The organism is Ruegeria sp. YTSA075, from assembly GCF_059610245.1.
Window position 1 is genome coordinate 364,983 of the sequence record NZ_JBXWNG010000001.1, and the last position, 26,435, is coordinate 391,417.

At 58.9% G+C, this 26,435-nt stretch carries 30 protein-coding genes and 1 tRNA gene; 14 read left to right on the plus strand and 17 right to left on the minus strand.

All coding sequences use genetic code 11. The features are described from left to right. Window positions 1-119: 119 nt before the first annotated feature. Window positions 120-965, minus strand: a complete 846-nt coding sequence (locus AC2FGE_RS01885) for an AAA family ATPase (RefSeq protein WP_496817486.1) — start codon at window positions 963-965, stop codon at window positions 120-122. Between the two features lie 378 nt (window positions 966-1,343). On the opposite strand from AC2FGE_RS01885, the gene dksA reads away from it, so the two are divergent. Both dksA and AC2FGE_RS01895 read left to right on the plus strand, forming a co-directional pair. After that, the gene (dksA, locus tag AC2FGE_RS01890) at window positions 1,344-1,766 is read left to right on the plus strand and encodes an RNA polymerase-binding protein DksA (RefSeq protein WP_170450050.1); all 423 of its coding nucleotides are present in this window, start codon (window positions 1,344-1,346) and stop codon (window positions 1,764-1,766) included. A gap of 70 nt (window positions 1,767-1,836) precedes the next feature. Beyond that, complete coding sequence (locus tag AC2FGE_RS01895; RefSeq protein ID WP_496817487.1) at window positions 1,837-2,988, plus strand: FAD-dependent monooxygenase; 1,152 nt, start codon at window positions 1,837-1,839, stop codon at window positions 2,986-2,988. 4 nt (window positions 2,989-2,992) lie between these two features. Here AC2FGE_RS01895 and xth read toward each other — a convergent pair whose 3' ends face one another. Continuing rightward, complete coding sequence (gene xth, locus AC2FGE_RS01900) at window positions 2,993-3,772, minus strand: exodeoxyribonuclease III (protein ID WP_496817488.1); 780 nt, start codon at window positions 3,770-3,772, stop codon at window positions 2,993-2,995. 200 nt (window positions 3,773-3,972) lie between these two features. After that, entirely contained in the window at window positions 3,973-4,296 is a 324-nt protein-coding gene (locus tag AC2FGE_RS01905) for a HesB/IscA family protein (protein WP_496817489.1), read from the minus strand. Window positions 4,297-4,372: 76 nt separating this feature from the next. Between AC2FGE_RS01905 and AC2FGE_RS01910 the strand changes: the two genes are divergently transcribed. Beyond that, window positions 4,373-5,515 carry a deoxyguanosinetriphosphate triphosphohydrolase gene (locus AC2FGE_RS01910; RefSeq protein ID WP_496817490.1) on the plus strand — a complete coding sequence of 381 codons (1,143 nt, stop codon included), beginning with the start codon at window positions 4,373-4,375 and terminating at the stop codon, window positions 5,513-5,515. On the opposite strand, the gene AC2FGE_RS01915 is transcribed toward AC2FGE_RS01910, so the two are convergent. Further along, window positions 5,516-6,067 carry a putative pterin-binding protein gene (locus tag AC2FGE_RS01915; RefSeq protein WP_496817491.1) on the minus strand — a complete coding sequence of 184 codons (552 nt, stop codon included), beginning with the start codon at window positions 6,065-6,067 and terminating at the stop codon, window positions 5,516-5,518. It abuts the gene before it with no gap. A 133-nt stretch (window positions 6,068-6,200) separates the two neighbouring features. Between AC2FGE_RS01915 and argS the strand changes: the two genes are divergently transcribed. The 6 genes from argS to AC2FGE_RS01945 all read left to right on the plus strand — a co-directional run bounded on the left by argS (window position 6,201) and on the right by AC2FGE_RS01945 (window position 11,793). Continuing rightward, on the plus strand, window positions 6,201-7,946 hold the full coding sequence (gene argS, locus AC2FGE_RS01920; protein ID WP_496817492.1) for an arginine--tRNA ligase: 1,746 nt from the start codon (window positions 6,201-6,203) through the stop codon (window positions 7,944-7,946). Window positions 7,947-8,032: 86 nt separating this feature from the next. Beyond that, window positions 8,033-9,064, plus strand: a complete 1,032-nt coding sequence (locus AC2FGE_RS01925) for an SPOR domain-containing protein (RefSeq protein ID WP_496817493.1) — start codon at window positions 8,033-8,035, stop codon at window positions 9,062-9,064. Further along, entirely contained in the window at window positions 9,061-10,068 is a 1,008-nt protein-coding gene (nagZ, locus tag AC2FGE_RS01930; RefSeq protein WP_496817494.1) for a beta-N-acetylhexosaminidase, read from the plus strand. The genes AC2FGE_RS01925 and nagZ overlap by 4 nt, the downstream gene beginning before the upstream one ends. After that, the gene (locus tag AC2FGE_RS01935) at window positions 10,058-10,852 is read left to right on the plus strand and encodes a segregation and condensation protein A (protein ID WP_496817495.1); all 795 of its coding nucleotides are present in this window, start codon (window positions 10,058-10,060) and stop codon (window positions 10,850-10,852) included. The genes nagZ and AC2FGE_RS01935 overlap by 11 nt, the downstream gene beginning before the upstream one ends. Then, window positions 10,845-11,501: an SMC-Scp complex subunit ScpB gene (gene scpB / locus AC2FGE_RS01940; protein WP_496817496.1), complete on the plus strand. Its 657-nt coding sequence runs from the start codon at window positions 10,845-10,847 to the stop codon at window positions 11,499-11,501. The genes AC2FGE_RS01935 and scpB overlap by 8 nt, the downstream gene beginning before the upstream one ends. Before the next feature lie 64 nt (window positions 11,502-11,565). Next, on the plus strand, window positions 11,566-11,793 hold the full coding sequence (locus tag AC2FGE_RS01945; protein ID WP_496817497.1) for a hypothetical protein: 228 nt from the start codon (window positions 11,566-11,568) through the stop codon (window positions 11,791-11,793). A 3-nt stretch (window positions 11,794-11,796) separates the two neighbouring features. Here the strand turns inward: AC2FGE_RS01945 and AC2FGE_RS01950 are convergent, their stop codons facing one another. From AC2FGE_RS01950 to AC2FGE_RS01985, 8 genes are all read right to left on the minus strand, one after another. Further along, window positions 11,797-12,876 (minus strand): 2'-deoxycytidine 5'-triphosphate deaminase, encoded by a 1,080-nt coding sequence (locus AC2FGE_RS01950; RefSeq protein WP_496817498.1) that lies wholly within the window; start codon window positions 12,874-12,876, stop codon window positions 11,797-11,799. Window positions 12,877-12,937: 61 nt separating this feature from the next. Next, window positions 12,938-13,014 (minus strand) — tRNA-Pro (locus tag AC2FGE_RS01955). Between the two features lie 60 nt (window positions 13,015-13,074). Continuing rightward, the gene (locus tag AC2FGE_RS01960; RefSeq protein ID WP_496817499.1) at window positions 13,075-13,671 is read right to left on the minus strand and encodes a MerR family transcriptional regulator; all 597 of its coding nucleotides are present in this window, start codon (window positions 13,669-13,671) and stop codon (window positions 13,075-13,077) included. Window positions 13,672-13,689: 18 nt separating this feature from the next. Continuing rightward, a complete protein-coding gene (ihfA, locus tag AC2FGE_RS01965) occupies window positions 13,690-13,992 on the minus strand; it encodes an integration host factor subunit alpha (protein WP_008755922.1) in 303 nt (100 codons plus the stop codon). Window positions 13,993-14,088: 96 nt separating this feature from the next. Continuing rightward, the gene (locus AC2FGE_RS01970; protein ID WP_496817500.1) at window positions 14,089-15,060 is read right to left on the minus strand and encodes a beta-ketoacyl-ACP synthase III; all 972 of its coding nucleotides are present in this window, start codon (window positions 15,058-15,060) and stop codon (window positions 14,089-14,091) included. 20 nt (window positions 15,061-15,080) lie between these two features. Then, a complete protein-coding gene (gene plsX, locus AC2FGE_RS01975) occupies window positions 15,081-16,169 on the minus strand; it encodes a phosphate acyltransferase PlsX (protein ID WP_496817501.1) in 1,089 nt (362 codons plus the stop codon). Between the two features lie 24 nt (window positions 16,170-16,193). Next, the gene (gene rpmF / locus AC2FGE_RS01980) at window positions 16,194-16,400 is read right to left on the minus strand and encodes a 50S ribosomal protein L32 (protein ID WP_480542586.1); all 207 of its coding nucleotides are present in this window, start codon (window positions 16,398-16,400) and stop codon (window positions 16,194-16,196) included. A 206-nt stretch (window positions 16,401-16,606) separates the two neighbouring features. Then, window positions 16,607-17,143, minus strand: coding sequence for a YceD family protein (locus tag AC2FGE_RS01985; RefSeq protein WP_496817502.1), 537 nt, complete (start codon window positions 17,141-17,143; stop codon window positions 16,607-16,609). Window positions 17,144-17,262: 119 nt separating this feature from the next. Here AC2FGE_RS01985 and AC2FGE_RS01990 point away from each other — a divergent pair, with 119 nt between their 5' ends. From AC2FGE_RS01990 to AC2FGE_RS02000, 3 genes are all read left to right on the plus strand, one after another. Beyond that, window positions 17,263-17,706, plus strand: a complete 444-nt coding sequence (locus AC2FGE_RS01990) for an outer membrane protein assembly factor BamE (protein ID WP_496817503.1) — start codon at window positions 17,263-17,265, stop codon at window positions 17,704-17,706. Window positions 17,707-17,806: 100 nt separating this feature from the next. Beyond that, window positions 17,807-18,547 (plus strand): GNAT family N-acetyltransferase, encoded by a 741-nt coding sequence (locus tag AC2FGE_RS01995; RefSeq protein ID WP_496817504.1) that lies wholly within the window; start codon window positions 17,807-17,809, stop codon window positions 18,545-18,547. 68 nt (window positions 18,548-18,615) lie between these two features. After that, window positions 18,616-20,424 carry an ABC-F family ATP-binding cassette domain-containing protein gene (locus AC2FGE_RS02000; RefSeq protein WP_496817505.1) on the plus strand — a complete coding sequence of 603 codons (1,809 nt, stop codon included), beginning with the start codon at window positions 18,616-18,618 and terminating at the stop codon, window positions 20,422-20,424. Window positions 20,425-20,499: 75 nt separating this feature from the next. Here AC2FGE_RS02000 and AC2FGE_RS02005 read toward each other — a convergent pair whose 3' ends face one another. Further along, window positions 20,500-20,787: a putative quinol monooxygenase gene (locus AC2FGE_RS02005; protein WP_496817506.1), complete on the minus strand. Its 288-nt coding sequence runs from the start codon at window positions 20,785-20,787 to the stop codon at window positions 20,500-20,502. A 123-nt stretch (window positions 20,788-20,910) separates the two neighbouring features. On the opposite strand from AC2FGE_RS02005, the gene AC2FGE_RS02010 reads away from it, so the two are divergent. Continuing rightward, window positions 20,911-21,240: a winged helix-turn-helix transcriptional regulator gene (locus tag AC2FGE_RS02010; RefSeq protein WP_496817507.1), complete on the plus strand. Its 330-nt coding sequence runs from the start codon at window positions 20,911-20,913 to the stop codon at window positions 21,238-21,240. Between the two features lie 6 nt (window positions 21,241-21,246). Here AC2FGE_RS02010 and AC2FGE_RS02015 read toward each other — a convergent pair whose 3' ends face one another. Next, entirely contained in the window at window positions 21,247-21,789 is a 543-nt protein-coding gene (locus tag AC2FGE_RS02015) for a sugar O-acetyltransferase (protein ID WP_496817508.1), read from the minus strand. Between the two features lie 9 nt (window positions 21,790-21,798). Next, on the minus strand, window positions 21,799-22,554 hold the full coding sequence (locus AC2FGE_RS02020) for an SDR family NAD(P)-dependent oxidoreductase (RefSeq protein ID WP_496817509.1): 756 nt from the start codon (window positions 22,552-22,554) through the stop codon (window positions 21,799-21,801). A gap of 212 nt (window positions 22,555-22,766) precedes the next feature. Between AC2FGE_RS02020 and AC2FGE_RS02025 the strand changes: the two genes are divergently transcribed. Beyond that, the gene (locus AC2FGE_RS02025) at window positions 22,767-23,633 is read left to right on the plus strand and encodes a hypothetical protein (RefSeq protein WP_496817510.1); all 867 of its coding nucleotides are present in this window, start codon (window positions 22,767-22,769) and stop codon (window positions 23,631-23,633) included. A gap of 84 nt (window positions 23,634-23,717) precedes the next feature. On the opposite strand, the gene tyrS is transcribed toward AC2FGE_RS02025, so the two are convergent. Then, the gene (gene tyrS, locus AC2FGE_RS02030) at window positions 23,718-24,962 is read right to left on the minus strand and encodes a tyrosine--tRNA ligase (RefSeq protein ID WP_480546940.1); all 1,245 of its coding nucleotides are present in this window, start codon (window positions 24,960-24,962) and stop codon (window positions 23,718-23,720) included. 87 nt (window positions 24,963-25,049) lie between these two features. After that, a complete protein-coding gene (locus AC2FGE_RS02035) occupies window positions 25,050-26,342 on the minus strand; it encodes an MFS transporter (RefSeq protein WP_496817511.1) in 1,293 nt (430 codons plus the stop codon). Between the last annotated feature and the right edge of the window lie 93 nt (window positions 26,343-26,435).

Here is a 26,435-nt window from a genome sequence, read left to right on the forward strand (position 1 = left end):
AATTTCTGGTACGTTGGCCAAGCGATACGTCCCTGTTGATAAACTGCGCCCCGATTGCCCGATGCTGACATCCGGCCCGCCCCAAGGCAAGCCGCGTTCACGACCTATTCAACGGCAGGCTAACCTTTGCTGCGCGCCATAAAGGCCAGCCGTTCGAACAGATGGACGTCCTGCTCGTTCTTTAGCAACGCCCCATGAAGCTTGGGCAGCGCATTTGCCCCGTCGCGCTTCAGATCCTCTGGTGTCAGATCCTCTGCCAATAGCAATTTCAGCCAATCCAACACCTCAGAGGTTGAAGGTTTCTTTTTTAAGCCTTGAGTCTCACGGATTTCGTAGAATTGGGTCAGGGCGGTGGTCAGCAAGGCATCCTTGATCCCGGGATGGTGAACCTCGACAATCCGACGCATCGTCGCCTCATCCGGGAAGCGGATATAGTGAAAGAAGCATCGGCGCAGGAAGGCGTCGGGCAATTCTTTTTCGTTGTTCGAGGTGATGATGACGATCGGGCGCTGCTTTGCCCGGACCGTTTCACCGGTTTCGTAGACGTGGAACTCCATTTTATCGAGCTCTTGCAGCAGGTCGTTGGGAAACTCGATATCGGCCTTGTCAATCTCATCGATCAGCAGCACGACTTTTTCGTCGGCGTCAAAGGCCTGCCACAGCTTACCTTTGCGGATGTAGTTTGACACATCATGTACCCGTACATCGCCCAATTGGCTGTCCCGCAGTCGGCTGACGGCGTCATATTCGTACAGACCCTGCTGCGCGCGGGTGGTGGATTTCACATTCCACTCGATCATGGTCAGGCCCAAAGCACCTGCCACCTGTTTGGCCAGCTCGGTTTTGCCTGTGCCTGGCTCGCCTTTGACCAGCAAGGGGCGCTCCAGTGTCACTGCCGCGTTTACGGCGATGGTCAGGTCGTCAGTGGCGACATATTCGGCTGTGCCTTGGAAACGTGCAGTCATGGGCCCCTCATGCTCTTGCGCGCGCCTGCGCGTGGTGCGATCCGGGTTACAGAGGGTCAGAGATTTTGACAACCCGGGTCGCTGCGTCGACACAGCCGAAATCTGCCGTGCCAACACCGTCATCTACTGCGATTCGCGGTGTTTCCTGCGAACCGTTGATTGCAACCTGCCACAAAATCACCCGCAGAATTTCACCGAAAAACTCGGTTTTTATGTTCTAAGTCTCATATTTAGACCAGTCAGCCAGAGGGCAGCCTGATCCTAAGTTTGTGTAGTGACAATCTCGTGCCTGTCGGATAAACGCTGCGCAGAAGGGGGTGCCAAATGTCAGGTGATACAACCGCAACCGACGTTTCTGGCCATACCGAGGGAGCAGATATGAAGCAGGAAGTTTTTCTGCCGGATGATTACCGCCCGGCCGAAGATGAGCCTTTCATGAATGATCGCCAGCTTGAGTATTTTCGACGCAAGCTGCTGGATTGGAAGACAGAGTTACTTGCAGGCAGCCGCGACACGATCGAAGGGCTGCAGGACAATACCAGAAACATTCCCGATGTCGCTGATCGCGCAAGCGAAGAGACCGACCGCGCGCTGGAACTGCGCACGCGGGATCGTCAGCGCAAGCTGGTTGCCAAGATCGACTCGGCCCTGCGCCGCATCGACGAAGGTGAGTATGGGTATTGCGAAAAGACCGGTGATCCGATCTCGTTGAAACGTCTGGACGCGCGACCTATCGCAACCATGACGTTGGAAGCGCAAGAGCGGCACGAGCGCCGTGAAAAAGTTCACCGCGACGATTGATCGCTGAAATTCGCAAAAAATCAGTACGCCGGGGCCTGTCGCCTCGGCGTTTTTGCGTTAAGCCCAAGGGATGAAACTCGGCGGGCTGAAATTCTGTGTTGTGGGCGGTGGCATAGGTGGTCTGGCCGCCGCGCTTGCCTTGCAGCAGCGCGGGGCGCTAGTGACCGTATTCGAGCAGGCAGCCGCCCTGACCGAGGTAGGCGCGGGTTTGCAGATCAGCCCAAACGGGATGTGCGTTCTGCGTGCATTGGGCGTCGTATCTGATGTTCCGGCTTTGGGGCAGAGGTCATTCGGAACCGTGTTGCGAGACTATCGCAACGGTCGCGTCATCAGTCGCTTGCCGGGCCCCAAGGCCGGGCCCACCTACTACTACCACCGTGCCGACCTTTTGGATTTGTTACATGAGGCGGCCAAAACCGCGGGGGTAGATATCCGTTTAGGAGCGCGCGTTGCCGGGCTGCGTGGCCATCCGACCGAGGTCGAACTTGTATGTGAAAGCGGCGCGCATCTGCGCGCTGATTGCGTCATCTCCTCCGATGGCGGACGCAGTACCCTCCGGCCCAGCTTGAACGGGTTCGAGACACCCGAATTCACCCACCAGATCGCCTGGCGGGCGACGATCCCATGGCAGCGGGCTGAGGCCGAGCCGCGCGCCATGCTCACCATGGGGTCAGGCCGCCATGTGGTGAGCTATCCGCTGCGTGACCAAAGCCTGATGAATATAGTGGCCATCGAGGAACGGTCGGATTGGCAAGAAGAAGGTTGGCGCAGGCAAGGTGACCCGGATGACCTGCGCGCCCGCTTTGCGGATTTCGGAGGCCCGGTGCGCGACATATTGGCCGAAGTGAAACAGGCACATCTTTGGGCGCTTTTCCTGCGACCCGTTGCGCGCACATGGCAAGATGGTCGCATGGCTCTGTTAGGTGATGCCGCGCATCCAACACTGCCCTTTATGGCTCAAGGGGCCTGCCTGGCGCTTGAAGACGCATGGGTTCTGGCCCGGTGTTTTGACGATCATTCGGATATGAGCAGCGCCTTGGCTGCTTACGAGGCAGCGCGTCTTCCGCGCACAGAGCGCGTTGTTGCCGCCGCTGCCGCAAATGCCCGCAATTTTCACCTGCAAGGCCCCAAAAGGCTCGCGACACAGCTTGCGCTTTCGGTGATCGGCCCGCATCTGTCACGTCGATATGAATGGATCTACAGTCACGACGTGACGGCCTAGCCTATCAGATATCCAAGTCTACCCAGACTGGAACATGATCTGATGGTTTTTCCTGCCCGCGCACATCGGCATCGATCTGGCAATCCCGCATCAGATCAGCGGCTTGCGGGGTCAGCAGGAAATGATCAATCCGGATGCCGTCATTTCGGTTCCAAGCACCGGCCTGGTAGTCCCAAAACGAATAATGTCCGGGGCCTTGCGTGCGGGCGCGAAAGGCTTCTGTAAACCCGAGGTTCAGGATTTTGCGAAACGCCGCGCGGCTTTCGGGGCGGAACAGCGCATCCTCGCGCCAAACTTCGGGGCGTTTGGCATCCTCGTCTTGCGGGATGATATTGTAGTCGCCCGCCATCAATGCGGGTTCCTCGCATGCCATAAGCTCTTTGGCTCGCGCATAGAGACGTTCCATCCAGGCCAACTTATAGTCGTATTTCGGCCCAGGCGCCGGATTGCCATTCGGCAGGTAGAGCCCACAAATCCTGATCGCCTGCTTGCCGACAACGGTGGCCTCGATCCAGCGCGCCTGTTCGTCCTCGTCATCGCCGGGCAAGCCGCGCGAGACATCCTCCAAGGGCAGCTTCGACAGGATTGCAACGCCGTTAAAGCTCTTCTGACCATGGGTTTCGACGTTGTAGCCGCGTTCTTCAAACATTTCGCGCGGGAAGTTTTCGTCGATCGATTTGATTTCCTGTAGCAAGACCACATCGGGTTGCGCATCGTCCAGCCAGCGGGGCAGGGCCTCGGCGCGCGCTTTGATGCCATTGATGTTGAAAGTGGCGATTTTCATGCGCGATCCTCCAGAACTCATGGCAACCTATCGCGCAGAACAGCCCCAACGGCAAGACGTATGGCGGGCTTGCGAGGCTCTGCCTCGCGCTCCGGGATATTTAGAGCCAGATGAATGAAGGATCCTTTGCTTCATCTGGCCACAAATATCCCGGGGGAGTCGCGGCTTGCCGCGGCGGGGGCAGAGCCCCAACTGCTACACTACATTGAAAATGACGTGCCACACCCGCAGGAAGACGTGGCGTTTGGATTTTCGATCACAAACCGCGCGCCAATCAGTTCCTGAGTAAAATCAATGACGGCGTTTTCCAGAAACGGCAGCGAGATCAAATCCACGATCACTTTTTGCCCTTTGCCTTCCAGCACCAGATCATCCTCTTTCGGCTGGTCCAGCGCGATTTCGTATTGAAAACCGGAACATCCGCCGCCTTCCACTGCGACGCGCAAAGCCTGCCCTTGATCTGCCGCGCCGATTTCGGCGAGACGTTCAAAGGCGCGTTCAGTCACTGTTGGGGGCAGATTCATGCCAGACTCCAAAGGTTTATTTCCTTCTCGTGCTGCAATATATGCAACCAAAGGACAGGCGACAAGGACAAGACCTTTGGACAGAGCGGGTTTTGCCTCGGATCCAGGCCGCGCCAGGGGGCGGCTTGTGCCAGAGGAAGAAAGCAGTTTTCGATCATGCTTTCAGCGGGATCGGGACAGGATTATTCATGCCAGCGCCTTTCGGCGGCTGAAACACAAGACACAGGTCTTTGTTGAACACGAAGGCGATAGCTATCGCACCCGGTTGACGCATTCCATCGAAGTCGCCCAGGTGGCGCGTACGATTGCCGGTGCGCTTGGCCTCAACCCGGAGCTGACCGAAGCGGTGGCGCTGGCCCATGACCTGGGCCATACACCGTTTGGGCATACCGGCGAAGACGCTTTGCATGCGTTGATGCAGCCTTATGGCGGTTTTGACCACAACGCGCAGGCCATTCGGATCGTCACACGGCTGGAGCGACACTATGCTGAATTTGATGGCTGTAATCTGACTTGGGAATGTCTGGAAGGCATTGCCAAACATAACGGGCCGGTTGTTGGACAGCTGCCCTGGGCCTTGGCAGAATGCAATGCCGGTTTCGATCTGGAACTGCACACTCATGCCAGTGCCGAAGCACAGGTCGCCGCGTTGTCAGACGACATCGCCTATAACAATCATGATCTTCTGGATGGCTTGCGCGCTGATCTGTTCACGGATGAGGACATTCAGCAACTGCCCATCGTGGGGGATTGCTATGCTGAGGTGGATCGCAAATATCCGGGTCTGGACCCGTATCGCCGCAGGCACGAGGCATTGCGGCGGGTATTTGGGGTGATGGTCTCGGATGTGATCGACACCTCGCGGGACCTGATCGCCAAGTCCGGGGCACAAATGGTTGAAGATATCCGCCATCTCGGCCATCCGGTTGTCCAGTTCTCGACTGCGCTCTGGGCGCAACTGAAAGAGATCCGCGCCTTTCTGTTTGCGCGCATGTACCGCGCCCCCAGCGTGATGCAGGTTCGGGCCGAGGTTAGCGCGGTCGTGGAGGATCTGTTCCCCATTTATCTCAACGATCCCAAGCAGATGCCTTTGCGCTGGCACGGGGATATCGAGGCCGCGCCGGATGAAACGGCTCTGGCCCGGATCGTTTCAGATTACATCGCCGGGATGACGGATCGGTTCGCGCTGCAAGATCACGCCCGGCTGACCGGGCGTTGATTATTCAACTTCGATGTAAGCCAGCGCCCAGACCTGTTGCCCGGCTTGTTCTTGCGCGAGATCTTCATCATCTGTCGGAGGGAACACGATCATTGTCGGGCCATAGCCGCCGATCCCCATTGGGGACCCGTCAGCATGAGTGGCCAAGATGGGTTGATGTGTGGTGATGCTGTCCCACGGAATCTCTGCCTGATAGCCGTCCATAGCCATGGGTTTTGCGGTCTTGCCGACGGCGCCTGCTAATGTCATGACATCCGCCAAAAGAGGTCCGGAAAAAGCGATCTCTCTCTGATTGCCTTCGGGGCCATAGGGGATAGTGATCTCGACCTGCTTCATGCTGTCCAGTGTCACTGCGTCGAACCCGGCAGCGCCGTCGTGCTGAACATCGAGAAAGCCGAGTAGACCGCCTTCATTCTCGCCACGAGGTGGCAGATTGGTTTCGGTCACCGCGCCACCAAGCGTCAGCAATACGTGACCTGTGGGGGCGGGCATCTCAGCCAGTGCGGGCAGCGAGGTTGTCAGCAGCAGGGCAAGGGGCAGGGCAAGGCGCATAAGGTAGTCTCCGGTTGGACTGGCCCTGCCGAGATTAGCGGGCTCTGGTTCGAAGCCAAGCGCAAACTTGAGCGGTCCATTGACCTTCACGCCTTGCGTGGTAAACCGCCGGGCAAGCAAAAGGACATCCGAAATGAACCTGTTTTCCGAGATCCGCGGCCTGGTACTGGACGCGCTGGCGCAGATGCAGTCCGAAGGCGCGCTGCCCGAGGGGCTGAGCTTTGACAACGTGGCGGTCGAACCTCCGCGCGATGCAGCGCACGGGGACATGGCCACCAATGCGGCGATGGTGTTGGCGAAACCGGCGAAGATGAAGCCACGCGATATCGCGGATGTGCTGGCCGGGAAGCTGGCGGCGGATGCGCGGATCACCAGTGCCGAAGTGGCTGGTCCTGGCTTCTTGAACCTCCGGCTGGCACCGACCGTGTGGCAGGGCGTTCTGGCGAACGTGTTGGAGCAGGGCCCTGATTATGGCCGTTCGAACATGGGGCAGGGGCAGAAGGTCAACGTGGAATATGTCTCGGCCAACCCAACTGGTCCACTGCATGTGGGTCATACGCGGGGCGCGGTGTTCGGGGATGCCTTGGCGAGCTTGCTGGCCTATTCCGGCCATGATGTGACGCGCGAATACTACATCAACGATGGTGGCGCGCAGGTAGATGTGCTGGCCCGTTCTGCCTATGAACGCTACCGCGAAGCCAATGGTATGAGCCCCGAGATTGCCGAAGGTCTCTATCCCGGCGACTACCTGATCCCGATCGGTGAGGCGCTGAAAGAGAAATACGGCGACAGCCTGATCGACAAGCCGGAAAGCGAGTGGCTGGAACAGCTGCGTGAATTCTCGACCGACGCGATGATGGACCTGATCCGCGCCGATCTGAAGGCGCTGGGCGTTGAGATGGATGTGTTCTTCTCGGAAAAATCGCTCTATGGCACGGGCCGGATCGAGGCTGCGCTGCAGTCGCTGACCGACAAAGGCCTGATCTATGAGGGCGTGTTGGAGCCACCCAAAGGCAAGAAGCCCGAGGATTGGGAACCGCGTGAGCAGACCCTATTCAAATCGACCGAGCATGGTGATGATGTCGACCGCCCGGTTAAAAAATCGGACGGTGCCTGGACCTATTTCGCCCCGGATATCGCTTATCACTATGACAAGGTCAGCCGTGGCTTTGACGCGCTGATCGACGTGTTTGGCGCGGATCATGGTGGCTATGTCAAACGGATGAAGGCAGCTGTTTCGGCGCTGTCCGACGGCAAGGTGCCGCTGGATATCAAGCTGACCCAGCTGGTGAAGCTGTGGAAAAATGGCGAGCCGTTCAAGATGTCCAAGCGGGCCGGGAACTTCGTCACTTTGCGCGATGTGGTCGATCAGGTTGGCCCGGATGTGACCCGTTTCGTGATGCTGACACGTAAGAACGACGCGCCCTTGGATTTCGATTTCGACAAGGTGCTGGAACAGAGCCGTGAGAACCCGGTGTTCTACGTGCAATACGCCCATGCCCGCGTCATGAGCGTGCTGCGCCGCGCCGCCGAGGCTGAGATTGCCGCCGATGACGCAACCCTTGTCGGCGCCGATCTGGGCAAGATCGATCATACCTCAGAGCTGGCTGTGGCCAAGAAACTGGCCGAATGGCCACGCTTGGTTGAGATCGCGGCCCGCACCAACGAACCGCACCGGGTTGCCTTCTATCTATATGAATTGGCCGGGGATTTTCACGCTCTGTGGAACAAGGGCAACGAAGAAACCCAACTGCGGTTCATCCAGGATGGCGATGTTGCCACAAGCCAGTCGAAAATCGCATTGGCCCGTGCCGTTTCGGTTGTGATTTCAGCAGGCTTGGGTATTCTTGGCGTTACTCCGGCGCAGGAGATGCGGTAACCAATACCGCCCGAACCGCCGGTCTGAGGCAGACAAGAAATGACCCGCGCGCTTTGATTTCAGGCGCAATCGGGCGGTGAGGCAACATGGCGAGTTACGATTACTCGGGGCATCACGACCCCGAGCATATGCATTACCCGAATCAATCACAGGCTCAGGATATGTATCCCGAGGATGAACCGCGTGGTGCGTTTGGGCTGGTGCGGATGGTGAATGTGCTGGGGGCGGTGGCCTCATTAGCCCTGGTCGCCGGTGTTGGTGTCTGGAGCTATAAGCTGGTGATGCGTGATGTCAGCGGCGTGCCGGTCGTGCGTGCCGCCGAAGGTCCGATGCGCATCCAACCTGAAAATCCCGGCGGTCAACCTGCAGATCATCAAGGGCTTGCAGTGAACGCCGTGGCTGCCGAAGGCACTGCTGCGGCCCCTGCGGATCGTCTGATCCTTGCGCCGCGTCCGGTCTCGTTGACTGACGAAGACCTGCCGGCAGGCGAATTGAAGCCCACTCCGGCATTGCATGTGGTGGAAGAACCGATCTCGAACCAAGAGGCTGCGGCGCTGCGGCAAAACGCGGTTGATGCTTTGGTGGCCGAACTGGCGGGCGAGGCGGCCCGTACCGATCAAGAGGCCGCGCCAGGTGTGCAGCTTGCATCCCTTGCCGCGCCTGAGGAAGAACCCGCCATCGACCCGGCTGATCTGGCAGCCGCACTGCCGGACCCGGCGATTGCGGAACTGCCCGGCGTGCGCCGGTCACTGCGTCCGCATACGCGCCCGGCGCGTCGTGCGCCTGCTGTCGATACCTCCGAGGCGTCGATCAATGCGGCAGTGAAGGCGGCTGTTGGATTGGATATCGACCCCGATACACTCAGCAAAGGAACCCGGTTGGCCCAGCTGGGCGCGTTTGAAAGCCCGGATGTGGCAAAGGCCGAATGGGTGCGCCTGAGCGGCCAATTCGGTGAGTATATGGATGGAAAACAGCGTGTTATCCAGAAAACTTCAAGCGGAGGACGCACCTTCTATCGGCTGCGCGTGCTGGGGTTCGAGGATCTGAGCGACTCTCGTCAGTTCTGTGCCGCGCTCGTTGCTCAAGGTGCTGACTGTATCCCGGTCGCCGTCCGGTGACATTTGGCGCTGCGATCACCGATGCTGAGGGGCTGCGGCTAACCGACGATGAACGGGCCATGTTCCGTGAGATGAACCCGTTTGGGTTCATCCTGTTCGCTCGTAATGTTGACAGCGCCGATCAGGTCCGGGCCCTATGCGACGATTTCCGCGAGGCGGTTGGGCGCAATTGTCCGATCACCATCGATCAGGAAGGCGGGCGTGTGCAGCGCCTGCGCACACCTCTGGCGCGGGAATGGATGCCGCCGCTGGATCATGCCGAGCGGGCCGGAGAACAGGCCGAACGGGCCATGTATTTGCGCTATCGCCTGATTGCGCATGAGTTGTTCGAGCTCGGGATCGATAGCAACTGCGCACCCACTTTGGACTTGGCGCGGGCTGAGACCCATGCGTTTCTGCGCAACCGGTGTTACGGTGACGACGCGGGCACCATCGCCAAGATCGGGCGTGCCGTGGCGCAGGCCCATCTGGATGGCGGTGTTCTGCCTGTGGTCAAACATATGCCAGGTCACGGACGGGCGACGCTGGACACTCATTTTGAATTGCCTCTGGTCGATCTGCCTTTGGAGGCGTTACAGGATACTGATTTCGCACCATTTCGCGCGTTGAACGATCTGCCGATGGGCATGACGGCGCATCTGGTGTTTGGGCAGATTGACTCGCTCCCGGCGACCATCTCGACCGAAATGATGACGGTGATCCGAGACGTCATTGGTTTTGACGGTCTGATCATGACCGATGATATCTCGATGAAGGCGCTGAGCGGTTCGGCGGCCGAGCTTTCGCGTCGGGCGATCGAGGCCGGGTGCGACGTGGTTCTGCACTGCAATGCCAGCTTGGCCGAACGCGCCGAGGTGCTTAAGGCCGCCGGTCGGATGACCGATGCTGCTCAGGCCCGCGCCGAACGGGCATTGGCGATGCGCAACCCCCCGCAGGAACTTGACATCGAGGCCACCGAAGCGGAACTATCTGCCCTAATGGGCGGGCAGGTATATGAACGATAACCTTTTCAGCGAAGACCCGGTCTCGGTCGCCGATCGACTGGCCGCCGAGGCATTGATCGTTGATGTTGACGGGTTCGAAGGCCCGTTGGATGTGCTGCTGACCCTGTCGCGCACCCAAAAGGTGGATCTGCGGAAGATCTCGGTTCTGGCACTGGCGCAGCAATATTTGGCCTTTGTTGAAAAGGCCCGCGCGCTTCGGATCGAACTGGCGGCGGATTATCTGGTCATGGCCGCATGGCTGGCCTTCCTGAAATCCCGCCTGTTGCTGCCGCCAGACCCGGACGACGAAGGTCCGTCGGGCGAAGAACTGGCCGCGCATCTGGCGTTTCAGTTGGAACGCTTGCAGGCCATGCGAGATGCCGCCGCGCGTCTGATGGCGCGCGATCAGTTGGGGCGCGATTTCTTCAGGCGCGGGCAGGGCGAGGATGTCACCCGCATCCGCACGGTGACCTATTCCGCCACGCTGCTGGACCTGATGCAAGGCTATGCCCGTATCCGTACACGGGATGAGTTCCGGCCCTTTGTGATGGACCGCGATGCGGTGTTTACCATGGAGCAGGCGCTGGAGCGTATGCGCCCGCTGATAGGGTTTGCAGGGGCCTGGACCGATATGGAGACCTACCTGCCGGACGGGTGGGAGGCTGATCCAGTTCGCAGACGCTCGGCCACGGCGGCAACCTTTGCGGCCTCGCTGGAACTGGTGAAAGAAGGACATATGGAGATCAAGCAAAGCGAGACCTTTGCTCCGATCCAATTGCGCAAGAGGACCGAAACACGTGACTGACGCCCCCGAAGATGACGGCACCGGCACTCTGTTCGAGGCCCCTCCGCTGGCCGAACAGGAACGCATGGTCGAAGCGGTTTTGTTCGCCAGTGCCGAGCCGGTGACGATTGCCGATCTTGAGGCCCGGATGCCCCATGGCAGTTCGGCAGCGCAAGCGGTCGAACTGCTTCAGAAACGCTATGAAGGGCGCGGCGTGCGCGTGGTCAAGGTGGGTGAGGCCTGGGCGATCCGTACGGCCCCCGACCTTGGGTTTCTGATGCAGAAAGAGACAGTTGAGACCCGCAAGCTGAGCCGCGCAGCGATCGAGACGTTGGCCATCGTGGCCTATCACCAGCCCTGCACCCGGGCCGAGATCGAGGAAATCCGGGGGGTTTCCGTGTCGCGCGGGACGATTGACCAGCTGCTGGAAATGGAGTGGATTCGACTGGGCCGTCGCCGTATGACACCAGGTCGTCCGGTGACCTTTGTGGTGACGCCAGAGTTTCTGGATCATTTCGGTCTCGAAAACGCCCGTGATCTGCCGGGGCTCAAGGAATTGCGCGCTGCCGGGCTGCTTGAAAACCGCCCACCGCCGGGTGCCATGCCGCTGGGCGAGGGGCAGGACGAGGCAGAGGACGAGGATCAGACCGAGCTGTTCGAGGAAGAGTGATCAGGCGGCCCTTTTGTTGCCGCAGATGAACGCTATCTTGAGGCAGAAGAAACGGAGTTGAGCAATGAACGCCAATCGGATCATCGACATGATCGTGCGACAGGTCATGCGCCGCCTAGTGAACAAAGGGATCGACAAGGGCATTGACTTGGCAAGTCGTCGTGGCGGGAATTCGGATCAGGCGCCCACGAATACAGGTGCGCCAAAGAGTGCCAGTACGCCGCGTCACGCGAAGAACCTAAGGCAGGCGCATCGGGTAACGCGCCAGATGCGGCGGTTCATGAAATTCTGAAGCTTAATCTATAGCCTTGAAATGCTTGGACAGTTTCAGACCCTGTCCCTGATAATTCGATGCGATGCCAGCGCCGTATAGCTGGGTGGGCATCTCGGCCATTTTCTCATAAACCAATCGCCCGACGACCTGTCCGTGCTCCAGCACAAAGGGTGCCTCGTGGCAGCGCACTTCCAACACGCCGCGCGATCCGGCACCGCCAGCCTCGGCATGGCCAAAACCGGGATCGAAGAACCCTGCATAGTGCACACGGAACTCACCAACCATGGCCAGATAGGGCGCCATTTCGGCGGCATACATCGGCGGGATATGCACCGCCTCGCGGCTGACCAGAATGTAGAAGGCGCCGGGGTCCAGAATGATGCACCCATCCTTGGTACGCACCTCTTCCCAATATTCCTGCGGGTCGTATTCACCGATGCGGTCTAGGTCGATCACACCGGTATGGGGCTTGGCACGATAGCCGACCAGATCGGTATCAGGCAGTTGCAGATCGACAGAAAAGCCCAACCCGTCCTGAATGACAGCGGGCCCATCGACCAGAGGTGAGGCGGCATGCAAATCAGTCAGTTCCGCGTCGGTCAGAACCGCCTGACCCTGGCGGAACCGGATCTGGTTCAGACGCATGCCTGGGCGGACCAGAACCGAGAAGGAGCGCGGGCAAATCTCGGCATAAAGAGGCCCTGTATAACCCGCTGGAATCCGGTCAAACTCGGTCCCACCATCGGTGATGGTACGGGTCAGCAGGTCCAGCCGCCCGGTTGAGCTTTTGGCGTTGGCCACGGCGCTGGTGTGGCCGGGCAGGGCCAGCGATTCCATCAGCGGTACGAGGTAGACGCAGCCTTTTTCCAGAACGGCCCCGTCGGTGATGTCGATGCGGTGCATCTCAAACTCGGCCAAGCGGTCGGCGACGGACCGGGTTTCGCCTGCCAGAAAGGATGCGCGGACCCGGTAAGCTACTGTTCCCAAACGTAGATCAAGGCTGGCAGGTTGCACCTGAGCAGGGATGACATCGGGGGTAGCACTGATCTCACCGCGTGCGATCATCGCTTCAATCTGCTGGTTTGGGCATACACCTGTCATTCCGATCCCCCCTGATGCCAGAGCGGGATCTGGCCAATGTGCCACAAACGTCGGTGTGATATGGTCGGGCTAGCAGGACTCGAACCTGCGACCTTCCGTCCCCCAGACGGACGCGCTACCAGGCTGCGCCATAGCCCGACGTTGGAGTGTTCATAAAGAAATTCCCGGCAGGGGCAAGAGGAAAACACTGCCTTTTTCCTATCCCGCCATCTTGGCTTCGATCCGGTCCAGCCAGCTGCGCAAATCCCGCGCGATCGGGGCGATTTTGTTCAGAAGATCGGGGTCGAACTCTGCGCGATTCCAGACCAAAGACGCCAGACCGCCTGTCAGCGGCGCCGTGTCGAGCACCGGGTCTTGCGTCTTGGGTTCGGCGGCCACCGGTTCGGTTTGAGCCTCTGCCTGAGGGGCCGCGACAGGCGTGCCGAGGTCCATATCAATCTGTTCAGAGGTGGGCGCAGGCGCGGGCGAGAAGGGGACAACCGTCTCTTCCGCAGCCTGTGGCATGGCCGCGGAGGCCTCGTCCAGCCCATGGGACAATCCAATGACATGGGCAACGCCGCGTTCGCGTAAAATCCGCTGAACACCTTTGATCGTCACCCCATCTTCATGCAGCAGTTTCTTGATGCCGCCCAGCAGCAGCATGTCGTTCGGGCGGTAATATCGCCGCCCTCCGGCGCGTTTAACGGGTTTGACCTGAGTGAACCGGCTTTCCCAGAATCGCAGAACATGGGCCTGAACTCCGAGCCAATCCGCAACTTCAGAGATCGTGCGAAATGCGTCGGGGGATTTGCTCATGTCCGCAGAGCTCCGGCGTTACTTGCGATTCCCGGCAGCGACGCGATCTTTCATCAGATGCGACGGGCGGAAGGTCAGAACGCGGCGGGGTTGAATCGGAACCTCTTCGCCGGTTTTGGGGTTACGGCCGATACGGGCGGTTTTGTCCCGAACGCTGAAGGTGCCAAAAGACGAAATCTTGACCTGTTCGCCACGCACAAGCGCGTCGGACATGTGGTTCAGCACGCTTTCGACCAGCTGTGCGCTTTCATTGCGTGACAGGCCAACCTCACGAAAGACGGCCTCGCTCAGATCCATTCGGGTCAGTGTTTTGTCGCCCATGTTTTTTCCCCTGTTGCTACCAAACCATAGGGTCAGGGCAAATTCACTGTCAATATCAATGAATTGCGCGCGGCTGTGTAAGCTGGAATGCGCTTGTTACCAGCGCAAAAGAACCGATCCCCAGGCCAAACCGCCACCAATTGCCTCGGTCACTAGCAGATCGCCCGGTTTGAACTGCCCGCGCTGCTTGGCCACGGACATGGCTAAGGGAATCGAGGCCGCCGATGTGTTGCCGTGATCCTGTAGGGTGACAACAACGTGATCCATTGGCACGCCCAGTTTCTTGGCAGTGCCCTGAATGATGCGGATATTGGCCTGATGCGGGACGATCCAGTCCACATCTTCGTGTTTCAGCCCAACTTTTTTCAGGCAGGTTTCGGCGGTGGAGGTTAAACGCTCGACCGCCTGCCGGAACAATTGGTTGCCCTTCATCCGCAGATAACCGGTGGTCTGGGTCGACACCCCGCCATCTACATAGAGCAGATCCTTGTAACGCCCGTCCGAATTCAGATCGGTGGCCAGAATCCCGCGATCGTCGGAGGTACCATCGCCCTCCTGCCGCTCCAGTATCAGCGCGCCTGCGCCATCGCCGAACAGCACGCAGGTCGACCGGTCTGACCAGTCCATGATTCGAGAGAAGGTTTCGGCTCCGATCACCAGAACGCGTTCGGCCTGGTCTGACAGGATCAGAGCGTTCGCGTTTGTCATCGCGTAGACGAAACCGGCGCAGACGGCCTGCACGTCAAAGGCAAATCCCTTGGTCATACCAAGGCGCGACTGCACCATCGTTGCAGCAGACGGAAAGGTCAGATCAGCGGTTGAGGTTGCAAGCACGATGGCATCGATATCATCTACTGTCAGCCCCGCGTCGGCCAGCGCGGCCTCGGCGGCTTTGGTGGCCATATCCGAGGTCGTTTCGTCTTCGGCTGCAAAGTGGCGGCGTTCGATACCGGAGCGCGTTCGGATCCATTCGTCCGATGTATCCAGAGTTCGTTCGAACTCGGAATTCGGGACGATACGTTCGGGCAAATAATGCCCTACACCTACAACGACTGAACGGCCTGCCATGCTTGGGTACTGCCTTTTTGTTATTTTTCCGCCTGCGGCGCGGTGTGCGCGGCATCTTGTGCAAGCTGGGCTGTTGATGCAACCCGTGCTGCCAATTTTTCGGCAAATCCGGATTCGGCCAGCGTGAAGGCCAGTTTGATGGCCGCAGAAACACCGGTTGCGTCCGCACCGCCATGCGATTTCACGACGGTGCCATTGAGGCCCAGGAACACCCCGCCGTTGACGCGGCGCGGATCGATGCGTTTTTTCAGACGCTGCAGCGAGGTTATGGCCAGGATTGATGCCAGCCGTGAGAGCGGCGAGTATTTGAATGCCTGACGCAACAGATCGCCAATCAGGCTCGCGGTGCCTTCGCCGGTTTTGATGGCGACATTGCCGGTAAACCCGTCTGTCACAATCACATCTGCCTTGTCACCGGGAATATCGCTGCCTTCGACAAACCCTACGAATTCAAAACTCGCCTGTTCGGCAAAACCATCGATCAGAGCATGAGCTTCTTTCAGCTCGGCCCGGCCTTTATGTTCCTCGGTGCCCACGTTCAGCAGGCCGATCCGGGGACGGTTCAGCGCCATCCCGTTGCGGGCGTAAGAGGCCCCCATCAGCGCGTATTGCAGCAGGTCCTTGGCCTCGGCCCGGACATCGGCGCCCACATCCAGCATCACGTTGAAGCCCTGAGGATTGCGTGAAGGCCAAAGAATCGCAATCGCCGGGCGGTTCACGCCCGGTAATTTGCGCAGGCGCATCATCGACAGTGCCATCAATGCGCCGGTATTGCCGCAGGACACCGCCCCATGCGCCTCGCCTTGACGCACGGCTTCCAGCGTCGACCACATCGAAGTTTGCTTGCCATTGCGGACAACCTGGCTGGGCTTGTCCTCCATCGTGACCACATCCGGGCAATCACGAAAATCGACGCGCCCATCCAGGACGCGCCGTTTCGCTACGAGCTTGCGCAGCGTGTCTTTGGGACCATGCAGCAGAAACCCGATATTGGGGTTTTTCTTTGCCGATCGCGCAAGGCCTGCAACAACAACTGCGGGACCCGCGTCCCCACCCATAGCGTCAACCGAGATGGTGATCCGTTCGGCGTGCGTGGGCTGTTCAGTCATTCCTGGGCCAGCGTTCAATCAGGCTTAGGCCGCGTCTTCGTCCAGGTCGATTTCGTCGGCCTGTGCGATCACCTCACGGTCATCATAGTGGCCACATGCGCCACAGACGTGGTGCGGGCGGCGTAGTTCACCGCAGTTCGGGCATTCGTTCGGGTTCGCAGCAACCAGAGCGTCGTGTGCGCGGCGGTTGTTGCGACGCGACTTGGAAACTTTGTTCTGTTGGACGGCCATGGTCTCAACCTTTGTCTGACTGTGGGCCAGCAGATTCGCTGCCGACCGGGTTTCATATTTCGTTTTATCGTGGTTTGACGCGCATTTAGGGAACCAGCCCGGCAATGTCCAACCCAAAATCCGTTGAGCGCGCGAAAATACTGCGATTCTCGTCATGATCAAGCGATTTTTCTGACCGCCTGCTATGACAGGAAATCAAGGCTCTGTCACTCGTCTTTTTTCAGCGCATCCCGCAATCCGGCCAACCCCGCAAAGGGTTTGGCATCTTCATCGGTCATCGCCTGTTTACCTGGCTCAGTGTAGTCGGCCTGATCCAGTTCAGCTCCGTCCTTGCGGGGATACTGGGGCAGGGACAGCGACAGCGCCTCGATCATCACGATCTCGGGGTCGATCTCGGCCCCAAGCGGCTCGGTTTCGTCGCCTTCCGGGATTTCGAATTCCGGTTCATCCGGATCGGACCAGTCGGCCACATACAGGCGTGAGACGGGCACATCGATCCGGGTTGTGACCGGTTCCAGCGTCACGACGCAGGGCTGAATCACCGTTGCACCCAATGTGCCGGTCAGGTTCCAGTCGCGCTTGCCATCGGCGCGCACTTGCCCCGCAAAGCTAAGTTTGCGCAGACCAAGCAGGCCCAGATCCTGTTTGATGGCCTCCAGCGCGTCCTTTTCCGGGCGTAGCTCAAACGCGGTTGCGGCGTTCTGTGGCAGGTCGGCCACCCGCAGGGATGTAACGTTGCTCATGTCCTGAGCCTTTCTATGTGTTGAACCGTGGCTGCGGTTTCTGTAATCGGATAGAAGCCGCAAGAGGCCAAGGCAAGAGGGTGAGCAAGTTGATGGTTGGAAACAGGTCGAAATCGGCAATGCGAACAGTTGCGTTCCTTGCCTGCCTCAGTGCGATTACCGCCTGTACGCCGATCTTCAGGAATCACGGCTATGTGCCGCCTGCGGACGAACTGGCCGAGATCAAGGTCGGCACCGACACACGCGACAGCGTGACAGAGACCATCGGCGCCCCCGGCATTTCCGGTGTCGTGAATGATTCTGGCTTTTACTATGTGCGTTCACGCGTGCGCCACTACGGCCCCAAACGGCCCGAGGTCGTCTCACGCGAGTTGGTGGCGATCAGCTTTGATCAGCGCGGGGTGGTTCGGAATATCGAAAGATTCGGGCTTGAAGACGGGCTTGTGATTCCGCTGGAACGCCGTGTGACCGAATCCAGCGTCAGCAACACGGGCTTCCTGCGTCAGTTGCTGGGCAATATCGGCAACTTCAACCCGGCGAACATTCCGGGTGCATCCGAATAATATAGCTGACCGTCTTGTCTGCTTCACATGACGGTCACATCTTCTGTGGTAACGGGAGCCTAGTAGAGAAATCCGGTCCGCAAGCGCGGAGGAAGCGACCATGACCAAGGCCGTCTTGTTAAGCAAGGGACGCTATCAGGCGCGATTGGCGCAAAGTGCCGACGATCTGAAGGCGGCGCAGCGCCTGAGGACCCAGGCCTTTGGAACGGATCAGATCGACACGGACGCGTTTGATGCCGCCTGCGCTCATGTTCTGGTCGAAGATTTGCAGGCCGATGGGCAGCTGGTTTGCTGTTTTCGGATGCTGACCATGGCAAATGGTGCAGATATCGGGCGCAGCTATTCTGCCCAGTTCTATGATCTCTCCAGCCTCGAAGATTTCGATGGCCGAATGGTCGAGATGGGGCGATTCTGTATCCATCCGGACTGGACCGATCCTGACATTCTGCGCATTGCGTGGGGGGCCATGACCGCCTTTGTCGATCAGAACCGGATCGAGATGCTGTTTGGCTGTTCCTCATTCGCTGGAACCGAAACCGAACACTATCTGGATGCGTTTGCGATGCTGAAACATCGCCATCTGGCCCCGAAACGCTGGTTGCCGCGGGTCAAGGCTCCGGATGTCTTCCGCTTTGCAGCCCGTCTGCGGCGTAGGCCCGATGCAAAAAAGGCGATGCTGCGGATGCCGCCCTTGTTGCGCACCTACCTGATGATGGGGGGCTGGGTCAGTGATCATGCGGTGGTCGACCGGCATATGAATACGTTGCATGTGTTCACGGGGCTGGAAATCGGGTCGATTCCTCCGGCGCGGAAACGTCTGTTGCGGGCGGTGGCCGGGTAGGTCGCGTATTTACGAAAAGGTGCAGCCCGGGCGTTGACGCCTTGTGCCTGCCGGTTTAGCTGGCGGGCATGGCGAGAATTCCTTTGTTGCAGATGTCCGACATTTCCCTGACCTTCGGGGGCGATCCGGTGTTTTCCGGGCTTGATCTGGTGGTTCAGCCCGGCGACCGCGTGGCGCTTGTGGGGCGAAACGGGTCGGGCAAATCCACACTCATGAAAGTGATGGCCGGTCTGGTCGAGGCGGATCAGGGTGAGATCATCGTGCCCCCCGGCAAATCTGTCGGATATATGGAACAGGACCCTGGGATGGAGGGGTTCGCCACGCTGGGCGATTATGCCTGTAGCGGGTTGGAACCCGGCGAGCTGTACAAGGTGGAACGCGCGGGCGAAGGGCTGAAATTCGATCCCGACCGCGCCGTCGATACCGCCTCGGGCGGAGAACGGCGGCGGGCAGCCTTGGCCAAGCTGATGGCCGAGGCACCGGATTTGATGCTGCTGGACGAGCCGACAAACCATTTGGACATCGAGGCCATTGCTTGGCTGGAACGCGAATTGGGATCGACCCGCGCGGCTTTTGTGCTGATCTCGCATGACCGCGCGTTTTTACGCGCGTTGACGCGGGCGACATTGTGGATTGATCGCGGCCCCGTTCGGCGGCAGGAACAGGGGTTTGAAGCGTTTGAAGCCTGGCGCGACAAGATTTGGGAAGAAGAGGATCAGCAGCGCCACAAGCTGAACCGTTTGATCAAGTCCGAGGCTAAATGGGCCGTCGAAGGCATCAGTGCCCGGCGCAAGCGCAATCAGGGAAGGGTGCGGGCGTTGCAGGCCTTGCGGGCCGAAAAGGCAGCGCAGATCAAACGTCAGGGCTCTGCCGCAATGGCGCTTGAGGCTGGGCCAAAGTCCGGCCGAAAGGTGATTGAGGCCAAGGGGTTGGCCAAATCCTTTGGAACGCAGCAGATTGTACGAAACTTTGATCTGCTGGTGCAACGCGGCGATCGCGTGGCGTTTGTGGGCCCCAACGGTGTGGGCAAGACCACCCTGCTGAAAATGCTATTGGGTCAGGAAGCACCGGATGAGGGTTCTGTCGCTTTGGGTACCAATCTTGAGGTGGCCGTATTCGATCAGACCCGCGCGCAGCTGGACCCGGAGATGACCCTGTGGGACAGTCTGACCGGAGATCCTGAGATGCGGGTCTCAGGCAAAGCCGATCAGGTGATGGTCGGTGGGCAGCCCAAACATGTGGTGGGTTACCTCAAAGAATTCCTGTTCGACGAACCGCAGGCCCGCGCCGCCGTTAAATCTCTGTCCGGGGGCGAGAAGGCCCGGTTGCTGCTGGCCAAACTGATGGCCAAGTCCTCGAACCTATTGGTGTTGGACGAACCAACCAACGATCTGGACGTTGAGACGCTGGATTTGTTGCAGGAACTGCTGGACGAATATAACGGCACCGTTTTGCTGGTCAGCCACGACCGGGATTTTCTGGACCGTATCGCGACCACAACCATTGCGATGGAAGGCTACGGGCGGGCGACGGTCTATGCCGGGGGATGGTCGGACTACATTGCGCAGCGTGGCGATGTATCTGAGAAAAAGAGCGAAAAAGCAAAAGCTTCTAAGCCGAAGATAAAGCAAGAGGCAAAGCCGAAATCAGGCCTGTCATTCTCGGAAAAACACCGGCTTGAGAAACTGCCAGCCGAGATTGCACGGCTTGAGGCCGAGATTGCCAAGCTGGAAGAATTGATGGCCGATCCCGAACTATTCACCCGCGAGCCGGTCAAGTTTCAGAAAGCAACCGACGCTCTGGTCGAACGGCAGGATAAGCTGGCCGCGGCCGAGGAAGAGTGGCTGACGCTGGAAGAGAAAGCCGAGGCGGGTTAGTCGCTCAACGAACGCATTTACCCTGTTCGCACGCAGCCCGAGGCTCTGTGCCCTCGGGCTTTCTCTGGTGTCTGTTTAACCAATCCGCGTCATCTCGTTCAGGACGAAATCAGCAACACTGCCTTCAGTCGCCTCCATATAGGCGGCGAGGTGCGGAGCGTTCATGTGGGTCTGCCATAGCTCGTGGGATTCCCAGTTTTCGTAAAAGACAAAGAAGCCAGGATTGGTTGTGTCGATATGCAGGTCGTATTGAATGCAACCCTCTTCATCGCGCGTGATCGGGATCAGCTTTTCCAACTCGGCGCGCACAAGGTCTTCTTTGCCGGGATGGGCGGTGATCTGGGCGAGAATAGTCAAGGCCATGATGTATCCTATGGGTGATTTTTGCGATGACCTGGGATATGTGACATACACGTCAACTGCGCAAGAACGCACAATATATGCAGGTAGGCACTATTTGTATACTGTAAGAACAAGAGGCCAAATATGGATCGGTTCGAACGATATGATTGCAGCGGTGGTTGCCCGGTTGAGGCGGGGCTGGAACAAATATCGGGCAAATGGAAGGGCTTGGTGATCTACCATCTGCTGGGGGGAACCATGCGATTTAGTGCGTTGTCACGCGCTTTGGGAACGGTGACCCAGCGCAGCCTGACCAAACAACTGCGCGAGTTGGAAGCTGACGGAATCGTGCATCGTGAGGTCTACCCGGAGGTGCCGCCCAAGGTTGAATACAGCCTTACACCCAAGGGGCAAGCGCTGCGCCCTGTGATTGAGGCACTAGCCGATTGGGGACAAAACCGCGTCTTGATTTGAGCCCCGTCAGAGAGGCCGGGCAGGGTTGCCAACAACCGTTTCACCGGGCGCCACATCCTTTGTGACCACGGCACCCGCACCGACGATAGCATTGTTGCCGATTGTCACTCCGGGCAAGATAAGGGCGCTGCCGCCGACCCAGACGTTCTTGCCGATTGTCACCGGCAGTGCGATTTCCAGCCCGCGCGCGCGTTCTGCCGGGGCTTTGGCATGCTGCGCGCAATAGATTTGCGCCTGAGGCCCGAACATCGTGTCATCGCCGATCTGAACCCGTGCTGTATCCAGAACCACGCAGCCTGCATTGAAATAGACCCGTTTGCCCAGGTGAATATTGAGGCCATAGGCGCAGTGAAACGGTGCCTCGACATAGCAATCGGAACCCGGATCACCCAGCAGTGCATGCAGCGCCGGGTCCATGTTGCCGCGCGTATCGGGATAGCACGAGTTATGCGCGTGAACCGCGCGCCGCGCCGTGGCGCGCAGGGCGTCGAGTTCGGGATCGAGGCAGCAATACCACGCACCAGCCTGCATTTTTTCGCGTTCGGTCATGGCTCAGATTTACCGCATCCGCAGCGCACCGTCGATGCGAATGACCTCTCCGTTCAGATACCCCATCTCGACGATGAAACCGGCCAGTCGGGCGTATTCCTTTGGATCGCCCAGACGGGCCGGGTTGGGGACGTCAGCAGCCAGTTGTTGCTGCACATCTTCGGGCAGGCCCGCCAGCATCGGTGTCATGAAAATACCCGGCGCGATGGCCATGACCCGGATACCGGATGAGGCCAGATCGCGCGCCATCGGTAGGGTCATCCCGACCACTCCGCCTTTGGACGCGGCATAGGCCGCCTGGCCCTTCTGCCCGTCAAAGGCCGCAATTGACGCCGTGTTGATGATCACGCCGCGTGCGCCATCCGGTTCGGGCTCATTTCTTGCCATCTCAGCAGCCGCAAGGCGCGAGACGTTGAAGGTGCCAACCAGATTGATGTCGATGGTACGCTGGAAAGCGTCCAGTGGGTGCGGACCGTCCCGGCCCACGGTTTTGATGCCATAGGCGATGCCCGCGCAATTCACCGCAGCATTTATCCGACCCATATTCTCCATTGCGGCGGCAATGGCTGCCGAGACAGAGCTTTCGTCGGTCACATCGGTATGTGCAAAGTGCCCCCCGATCTCGCGTGCGACCTGTGCGCCGCGATCCTGATCACGGTCCAGAATAGTGACCTGTGCGCCTTGATCTGCAAAATGGCGGGCGGTCGCTTCGCCAAGGCCCGAGGCGCCCCCGGTGACGATGGCAGCGGTATTTGACAGGTTCATGGCAGCCCTCCAATATTTCTGAACATACGTTCAATAACGGGATGAGGCCGGATCTGTCCAGAAAATTGACGCTGCCTCTCTGAGCTATGGTGTCAGCTGACCCTACGTTAACAAATCTTCAGTTTTCGCTCATCCGGCATTTACGGACCGCCACCATCTGCTGATCGAATAACCTGACATGTTCGGGTGTTTCTAGGTCAGGAGGATCAGTAATGTTAACGAGTACCAAAGTTAAACTGGGCGCATTTGCAGTTATGCCATTTGTTGGAATTCTGATGGCAGGCAGCACGGCTGCCGCAACAGAAGTCTGTAACTGGAAAACCGCCCGCACGGCTGCCAATAACGGAGATTACGCCGCACTCTGCGCCTGTTCACAGGTAACGCCGAGTTTTCTGAAGCAACTGCAAAGGCGCGCGGATTTTGAGACGACCTTGCAGAATACCGGCGCCATGTGCCCGGGTCTTGCAGCCTTGTTGACGGATTTGCCAACGGCGTCGATCTCTGACCCGACCAGCAATCGCGGAGAAGACCGCAGTTCGGATCGTCCATCACAAGGCGCACCGGGTGCGGGTGAAAACGGTGATGGTGGCAATGCCGGTGGTGGCGGCCAGGGACCGGGCAACGGCGGTGGTAATGATCCCGGCAATGGCGGTGGAGATGGCCCCGGCGATCCCGGAAACGGTGGCGGAGACGGCCCCGGTGATGGCGGTGGCGATCCCGGTAACGGCAGCGGTGACGGTCCTGGTAACGGCAGCGGTGACGGTCCTGGTAACGGCGGCGGTGACGGTCCTGGCGATGGTGGTGGCGATAACCCCGGTAACGGTGGCGGAAACGGTCCCGGCAAAGGTGGCGATGGCCCTGGCAAGGGCGGTGGCAAAGGTGGCGGCAAAGGCGGCGATGGTCCCGGCAATGGCAACGGGAATGCCGGAAACCCCGGTAACGGCGGTGGAAACAACAATGGCTCTGGACCGGGCTCTGGCAACAACGGCAATAACAACGGTCAGGGCAATGGTTCCGGAAACGGAAAAGGCGGTGACGGTAAAGGTGGTGGCAAGGGCGGCGGTAAAGGAAAACGCTAAACTACTTGGCTTTATAATGACACAAGAACAAAAAACGGCCACCAGATGGTGGCCGTTTGTCTTCATGTTCTCGCCGGTGTCAGTTCATCCCAGCTGCACCAGCGCGTGCCGTTTCTTGCCCGCGCTGAGTTTGATGGGCGAGGACAGGGTAACCGCATCGATCATCAAACCGGCATCTGTCAGCGGCGCATCGTCCAATTTGGCACCGCTTTCGGCGATCAGGCGTTTGGCCTCCTTACCGGATTTGGCGAGGCCGGATTTGACGATCAGTTGCACAATCGAAACGGGCAGATCATCGCCCGACAGGGTCAGGGTCGGCAGATCATCACCTATTCCGCCTTTTTCGAACACTTCGCGGGCGGTGGCCTCGGCCGTTGCGGCGGCCTCAGACCCGTGCAGGAGGGTTGTGACCTCGTTGGCGAGGCGGATTTTGGCCTCGTTGATCTCGGACCCTTCCAGTGCGGCTAGACGGTCGCATTCGTCCACAGGCAATTCGGTGAAGATTTTCAGGAACCGGCCCACATCTGCGTCGGTCGTGTTGCGCCAGAATTGCCAGAACTCATACGCCGACAGCATATCGCCGTTCAGCCAGACGGCACCGCCCTGCGATTTTCCCATCTTGCGCCCGTCGCTTGTGGTCAGCAGGGGGGTGGTCAAACCATAAATCTCATGATCCAGCACCCGGCGGGTCAGGTCGATACCGTTGACGATATTGCCCCATTGATCCGAGCCACCCATCTGCAGAACACAGCCGTAGCGGCGGTTCAGTTCGAGGAAGTCATAGGCCTGCAGGATCATGTAGTTGAATTCGAGGAATGACAGCGATTGCTCACGGTCCAGCCGGGATTTCACCGATTCAAAGCTCAGCATCCGGTTGACCGAAAAATGCCGCCCGATATCGCGCAGGAAATCGAGGTAGTTCAGGCTGTCCAGCCATTCCGCATTGTTCAGCATCAGCGCGCCCGTTTCGCTGTCATCATAGGACAGGTATTTCGAGAAGACCTGTTTCATGCCCGCGATATTGGCGTCGATCTGCTCGGGGCCCAGGAGGGGGCGCTCATCCGAGCGGAACGAGGGGTCACCCACTTTGGTGGTGCCGCCACCCATCAGGGTGATCGGCTTGTGGCCGGTCTTTTGCAGCCAGCGCAGCACCATGATGTTCATCAGGTGACCCACATGCAGCGACTGCGCGGTGGCGTCATAGCCGATATAAGCCGTCTGCACCCCAGAGATCAGCGCGTCGTCAAGGCCCTGATAATCGGTGCAGTCAGCCAGAAAGCCGCGCTCGATCATCGTGGCGATGAAATCCGATTTGGGGTGGTAGGTCATAGTTTGCCCTCGGGGTTTATGTTGCGGGGCACTGTATAGGCGGCAGATGGGGTAAGGGAAAGGCACCAATTCGCAAGAAATGATGGTCTAATGCACAGGCCCTTCGCCTTTGGCCGGGGTAAGGGGCAACTTGAACGCGTAGAGCATTGCGCAGACGTTCAAAATGGCCAATGCGATGATAGGCGTTACCGGGTCGTGCAGGTGTGCCACTGCTCCGAGACCTGCGGCAAAGGCAATCCCGAACAGGCCCGCCGTCACATCGCCCAACGCGACCAGATAGGGGCGCTCTTTCTCTCCGGTCATTTCGATCAGATACAGGTAGCGGCCATAGATCACGCCGTTGCCACCCAATGATAAAAGCAGAATGACAAAGGCGTAGATCCAGACATTGGACGCATAGCCCATCATCGTGAGCCCAAGCGCTGCGATCGCCGAGAGTGTCGATGTCAGGCAGCCCAGCCACATCACATGTTTGACTGAAACGCGACCACTCAGCCAACCCCAGAGCAGCGAGCCGATGACCACACCAGCGCTGGCGCCGATTACGAAATAGCTGAGCGAGTGTTTGGTGCCGATATGATAGGTCGCGGCGTGGATCGTGTAGAATGGCATGGCCAGTTCGACCGAGACGAACAGCAGCCGCGCAATCAGGAATTTGCGATACCACGGCATGGCCATTCCGGTTTCAAAACCAGCTGCCAGTTCTTTCAGCGGCTTTGGCTTTTTCACCGGTTTTGGCGGAGGTTTGATTTCATCCTCAAACAGCTGCACACCGGCAAAGCTGATTCCGGCTGCAAACATCGCGATCACGCCGCACCACATGACCACGATATGCCGTTGCATCGGCTGGTCCGAGGCCAACAGGTCTTTGGTCGCCCACACCACGATGATCGCAAGCACACCTGATATTGTCGCCTGTGCAAACACCATTCGGTTGCGTTTCGCCTCGGGGACCGAGGTGCCATAAATCTGGCTCGTCCCAAGGCTGGTGATGCCTTGACACAGGCCCATGATGATCGCCGTCAGCAGGAACAATAAAATGACCATGGTTTGCGGCAGGTTGGTCGCAAACAGCGCAACGAGGGCCAGGATCGCTCCGGTCAGCAGGTTCGGGATATAGACGGCAACCTTTGCACGGGTAATGCGGTTGATCAGCGGCGAAACAAAGATTTCAGCGATCAACCGTGCGCCGGTGACGAACGGCAACAGCAGCCCCGCAACAAAGGTGGGCGCCCCCAAAGCCAGGTATAGGAAGGGCAGAACAAGGCGCGGGTTCACCAACTGACCGCCAATCGTGGACAAAGACCCGGACCAGAAAATCAGTTGATAGTTGCGGCTTTCAACCGCGTGTACGTCCTTTGGTGCCTGTTTTTGCGCCATGTTTGTTTGCAAAGCCGGTGTCGTGCGAAGACATAATGCTGGCATGAGAATGAAATTTGCTCAACCTCCGCGCCAGTTCAGGGTGTTGAACTC

What these genes read in the sequence shown, in the direction of transcription:
- AC2FGE_RS02000 (WP_496817505.1), top strand. Translation starts at nt 18,616, where the DNA reads ATGGCGAGAATTCCTTTGTTGCAGATGTCCGACATTTCCCTGACCTTC.
- AC2FGE_RS01985 (WP_496817502.1), bottom strand. Translation starts at nt 17,143, where the DNA reads ATGAGCAACGTTACATCCCTGCGGGTGGCCGACCTGCCACAGAACGCC.
- dksA (WP_170450050.1), top strand. Translation starts at nt 1,344, where the DNA reads ATGAAGCAGGAAGTTTTTCTGCCGGATGATTACCGCCCGGCCGAAGAT.
- ihfA (WP_008755922.1), bottom strand. Translation starts at nt 13,992, where the DNA reads ATGGGCGACAAAACACTGACCCGAATGGATCTGAGCGAGGCCGTCTTT.
- AC2FGE_RS01895 (WP_496817487.1), top strand. Translation starts at nt 1,837, where the DNA reads ATGAAACTCGGCGGGCTGAAATTCTGTGTTGTGGGCGGTGGCATAGGT.
- AC2FGE_RS01915 (WP_496817491.1), bottom strand. Translation starts at nt 6,067, where the DNA reads ATGCGCCTTGCCCTGCCCCTTGCCCTGCTGCTGACAACCTCGCTGCCC.
- AC2FGE_RS02010 (WP_496817507.1), top strand. Translation starts at nt 20,911, where the DNA reads ATGGATCGGTTCGAACGATATGATTGCAGCGGTGGTTGCCCGGTTGAG.
- AC2FGE_RS01885 (WP_496817486.1), bottom strand. Translation starts at nt 965, where the DNA reads ATGACTGCACGTTTCCAAGGCACAGCCGAATATGTCGCCACTGACGAC.
- plsX (WP_496817501.1), bottom strand. Translation starts at nt 16,169, where the DNA reads ATGACTGAACAGCCCACGCACGCCGAACGGATCACCATCTCGGTTGAC.
- tyrS (WP_480546940.1), bottom strand. Translation starts at nt 24,962, where the DNA reads ATGACCTACCACCCCAAATCGGATTTCATCGCCACGATGATCGAGCGC.
- AC2FGE_RS01945 (WP_496817497.1), top strand. Translation starts at nt 11,566, where the DNA reads ATGAACGCCAATCGGATCATCGACATGATCGTGCGACAGGTCATGCGC.
- AC2FGE_RS01905 (WP_496817489.1), bottom strand. Translation starts at nt 4,296, where the DNA reads ATGAATCTGCCCCCAACAGTGACTGAACGCGCCTTTGAACGTCTCGCC.
- AC2FGE_RS01960 (WP_496817499.1), bottom strand. Translation starts at nt 13,671, where the DNA reads ATGAGCAAATCCCCCGACGCATTTCGCACGATCTCTGAAGTTGCGGAT.
- AC2FGE_RS02015 (WP_496817508.1), bottom strand. Translation starts at nt 21,789, where the DNA reads ATGACCGAACGCGAAAAAATGCAGGCTGGTGCGTGGTATTGCTGCCTC.
- AC2FGE_RS02005 (WP_496817506.1), bottom strand. Translation starts at nt 20,787, where the DNA reads ATGGCCTTGACTATTCTCGCCCAGATCACCGCCCATCCCGGCAAAGAA.
- AC2FGE_RS02020 (WP_496817509.1), bottom strand. Translation starts at nt 22,554, where the DNA reads ATGAACCTGTCAAATACCGCTGCCATCGTCACCGGGGGCGCCTCGGGC.
- rpmF (WP_480542586.1), bottom strand. Translation starts at nt 16,400, where the DNA reads ATGGCCGTCCAACAGAACAAAGTTTCCAAGTCGCGTCGCAACAACCGC.
- AC2FGE_RS02025 (WP_496817510.1), top strand. Translation starts at nt 22,767, where the DNA reads ATGTTAACGAGTACCAAAGTTAAACTGGGCGCATTTGCAGTTATGCCA.
- AC2FGE_RS01990 (WP_496817503.1), top strand. Translation starts at nt 17,263, where the DNA reads ATGCGAACAGTTGCGTTCCTTGCCTGCCTCAGTGCGATTACCGCCTGT.
- xth (WP_496817488.1), bottom strand. Translation starts at nt 3,772, where the DNA reads ATGAAAATCGCCACTTTCAACATCAATGGCATCAAAGCGCGCGCCGAG.
- AC2FGE_RS01995 (WP_496817504.1), top strand. Translation starts at nt 17,807, where the DNA reads ATGACCAAGGCCGTCTTGTTAAGCAAGGGACGCTATCAGGCGCGATTG.
- AC2FGE_RS01935 (WP_496817495.1), top strand. Translation starts at nt 10,058, where the DNA reads ATGAACGATAACCTTTTCAGCGAAGACCCGGTCTCGGTCGCCGATCGA.
- AC2FGE_RS01970 (WP_496817500.1), bottom strand. Translation starts at nt 15,060, where the DNA reads ATGGCAGGCCGTTCAGTCGTTGTAGGTGTAGGGCATTATTTGCCCGAA.
- AC2FGE_RS01925 (WP_496817493.1), top strand. Translation starts at nt 8,033, where the DNA reads ATGGCGAGTTACGATTACTCGGGGCATCACGACCCCGAGCATATGCAT.
- AC2FGE_RS02035 (WP_496817511.1), bottom strand. Translation starts at nt 26,342, where the DNA reads ATGGCGCAAAAACAGGCACCAAAGGACGTACACGCGGTTGAAAGCCGC.
- argS (WP_496817492.1), top strand. Translation starts at nt 6,201, where the DNA reads ATGAACCTGTTTTCCGAGATCCGCGGCCTGGTACTGGACGCGCTGGCG.
- AC2FGE_RS01950 (WP_496817498.1), bottom strand. Translation starts at nt 12,876, where the DNA reads ATGACAGGTGTATGCCCAAACCAGCAGATTGAAGCGATGATCGCACGC.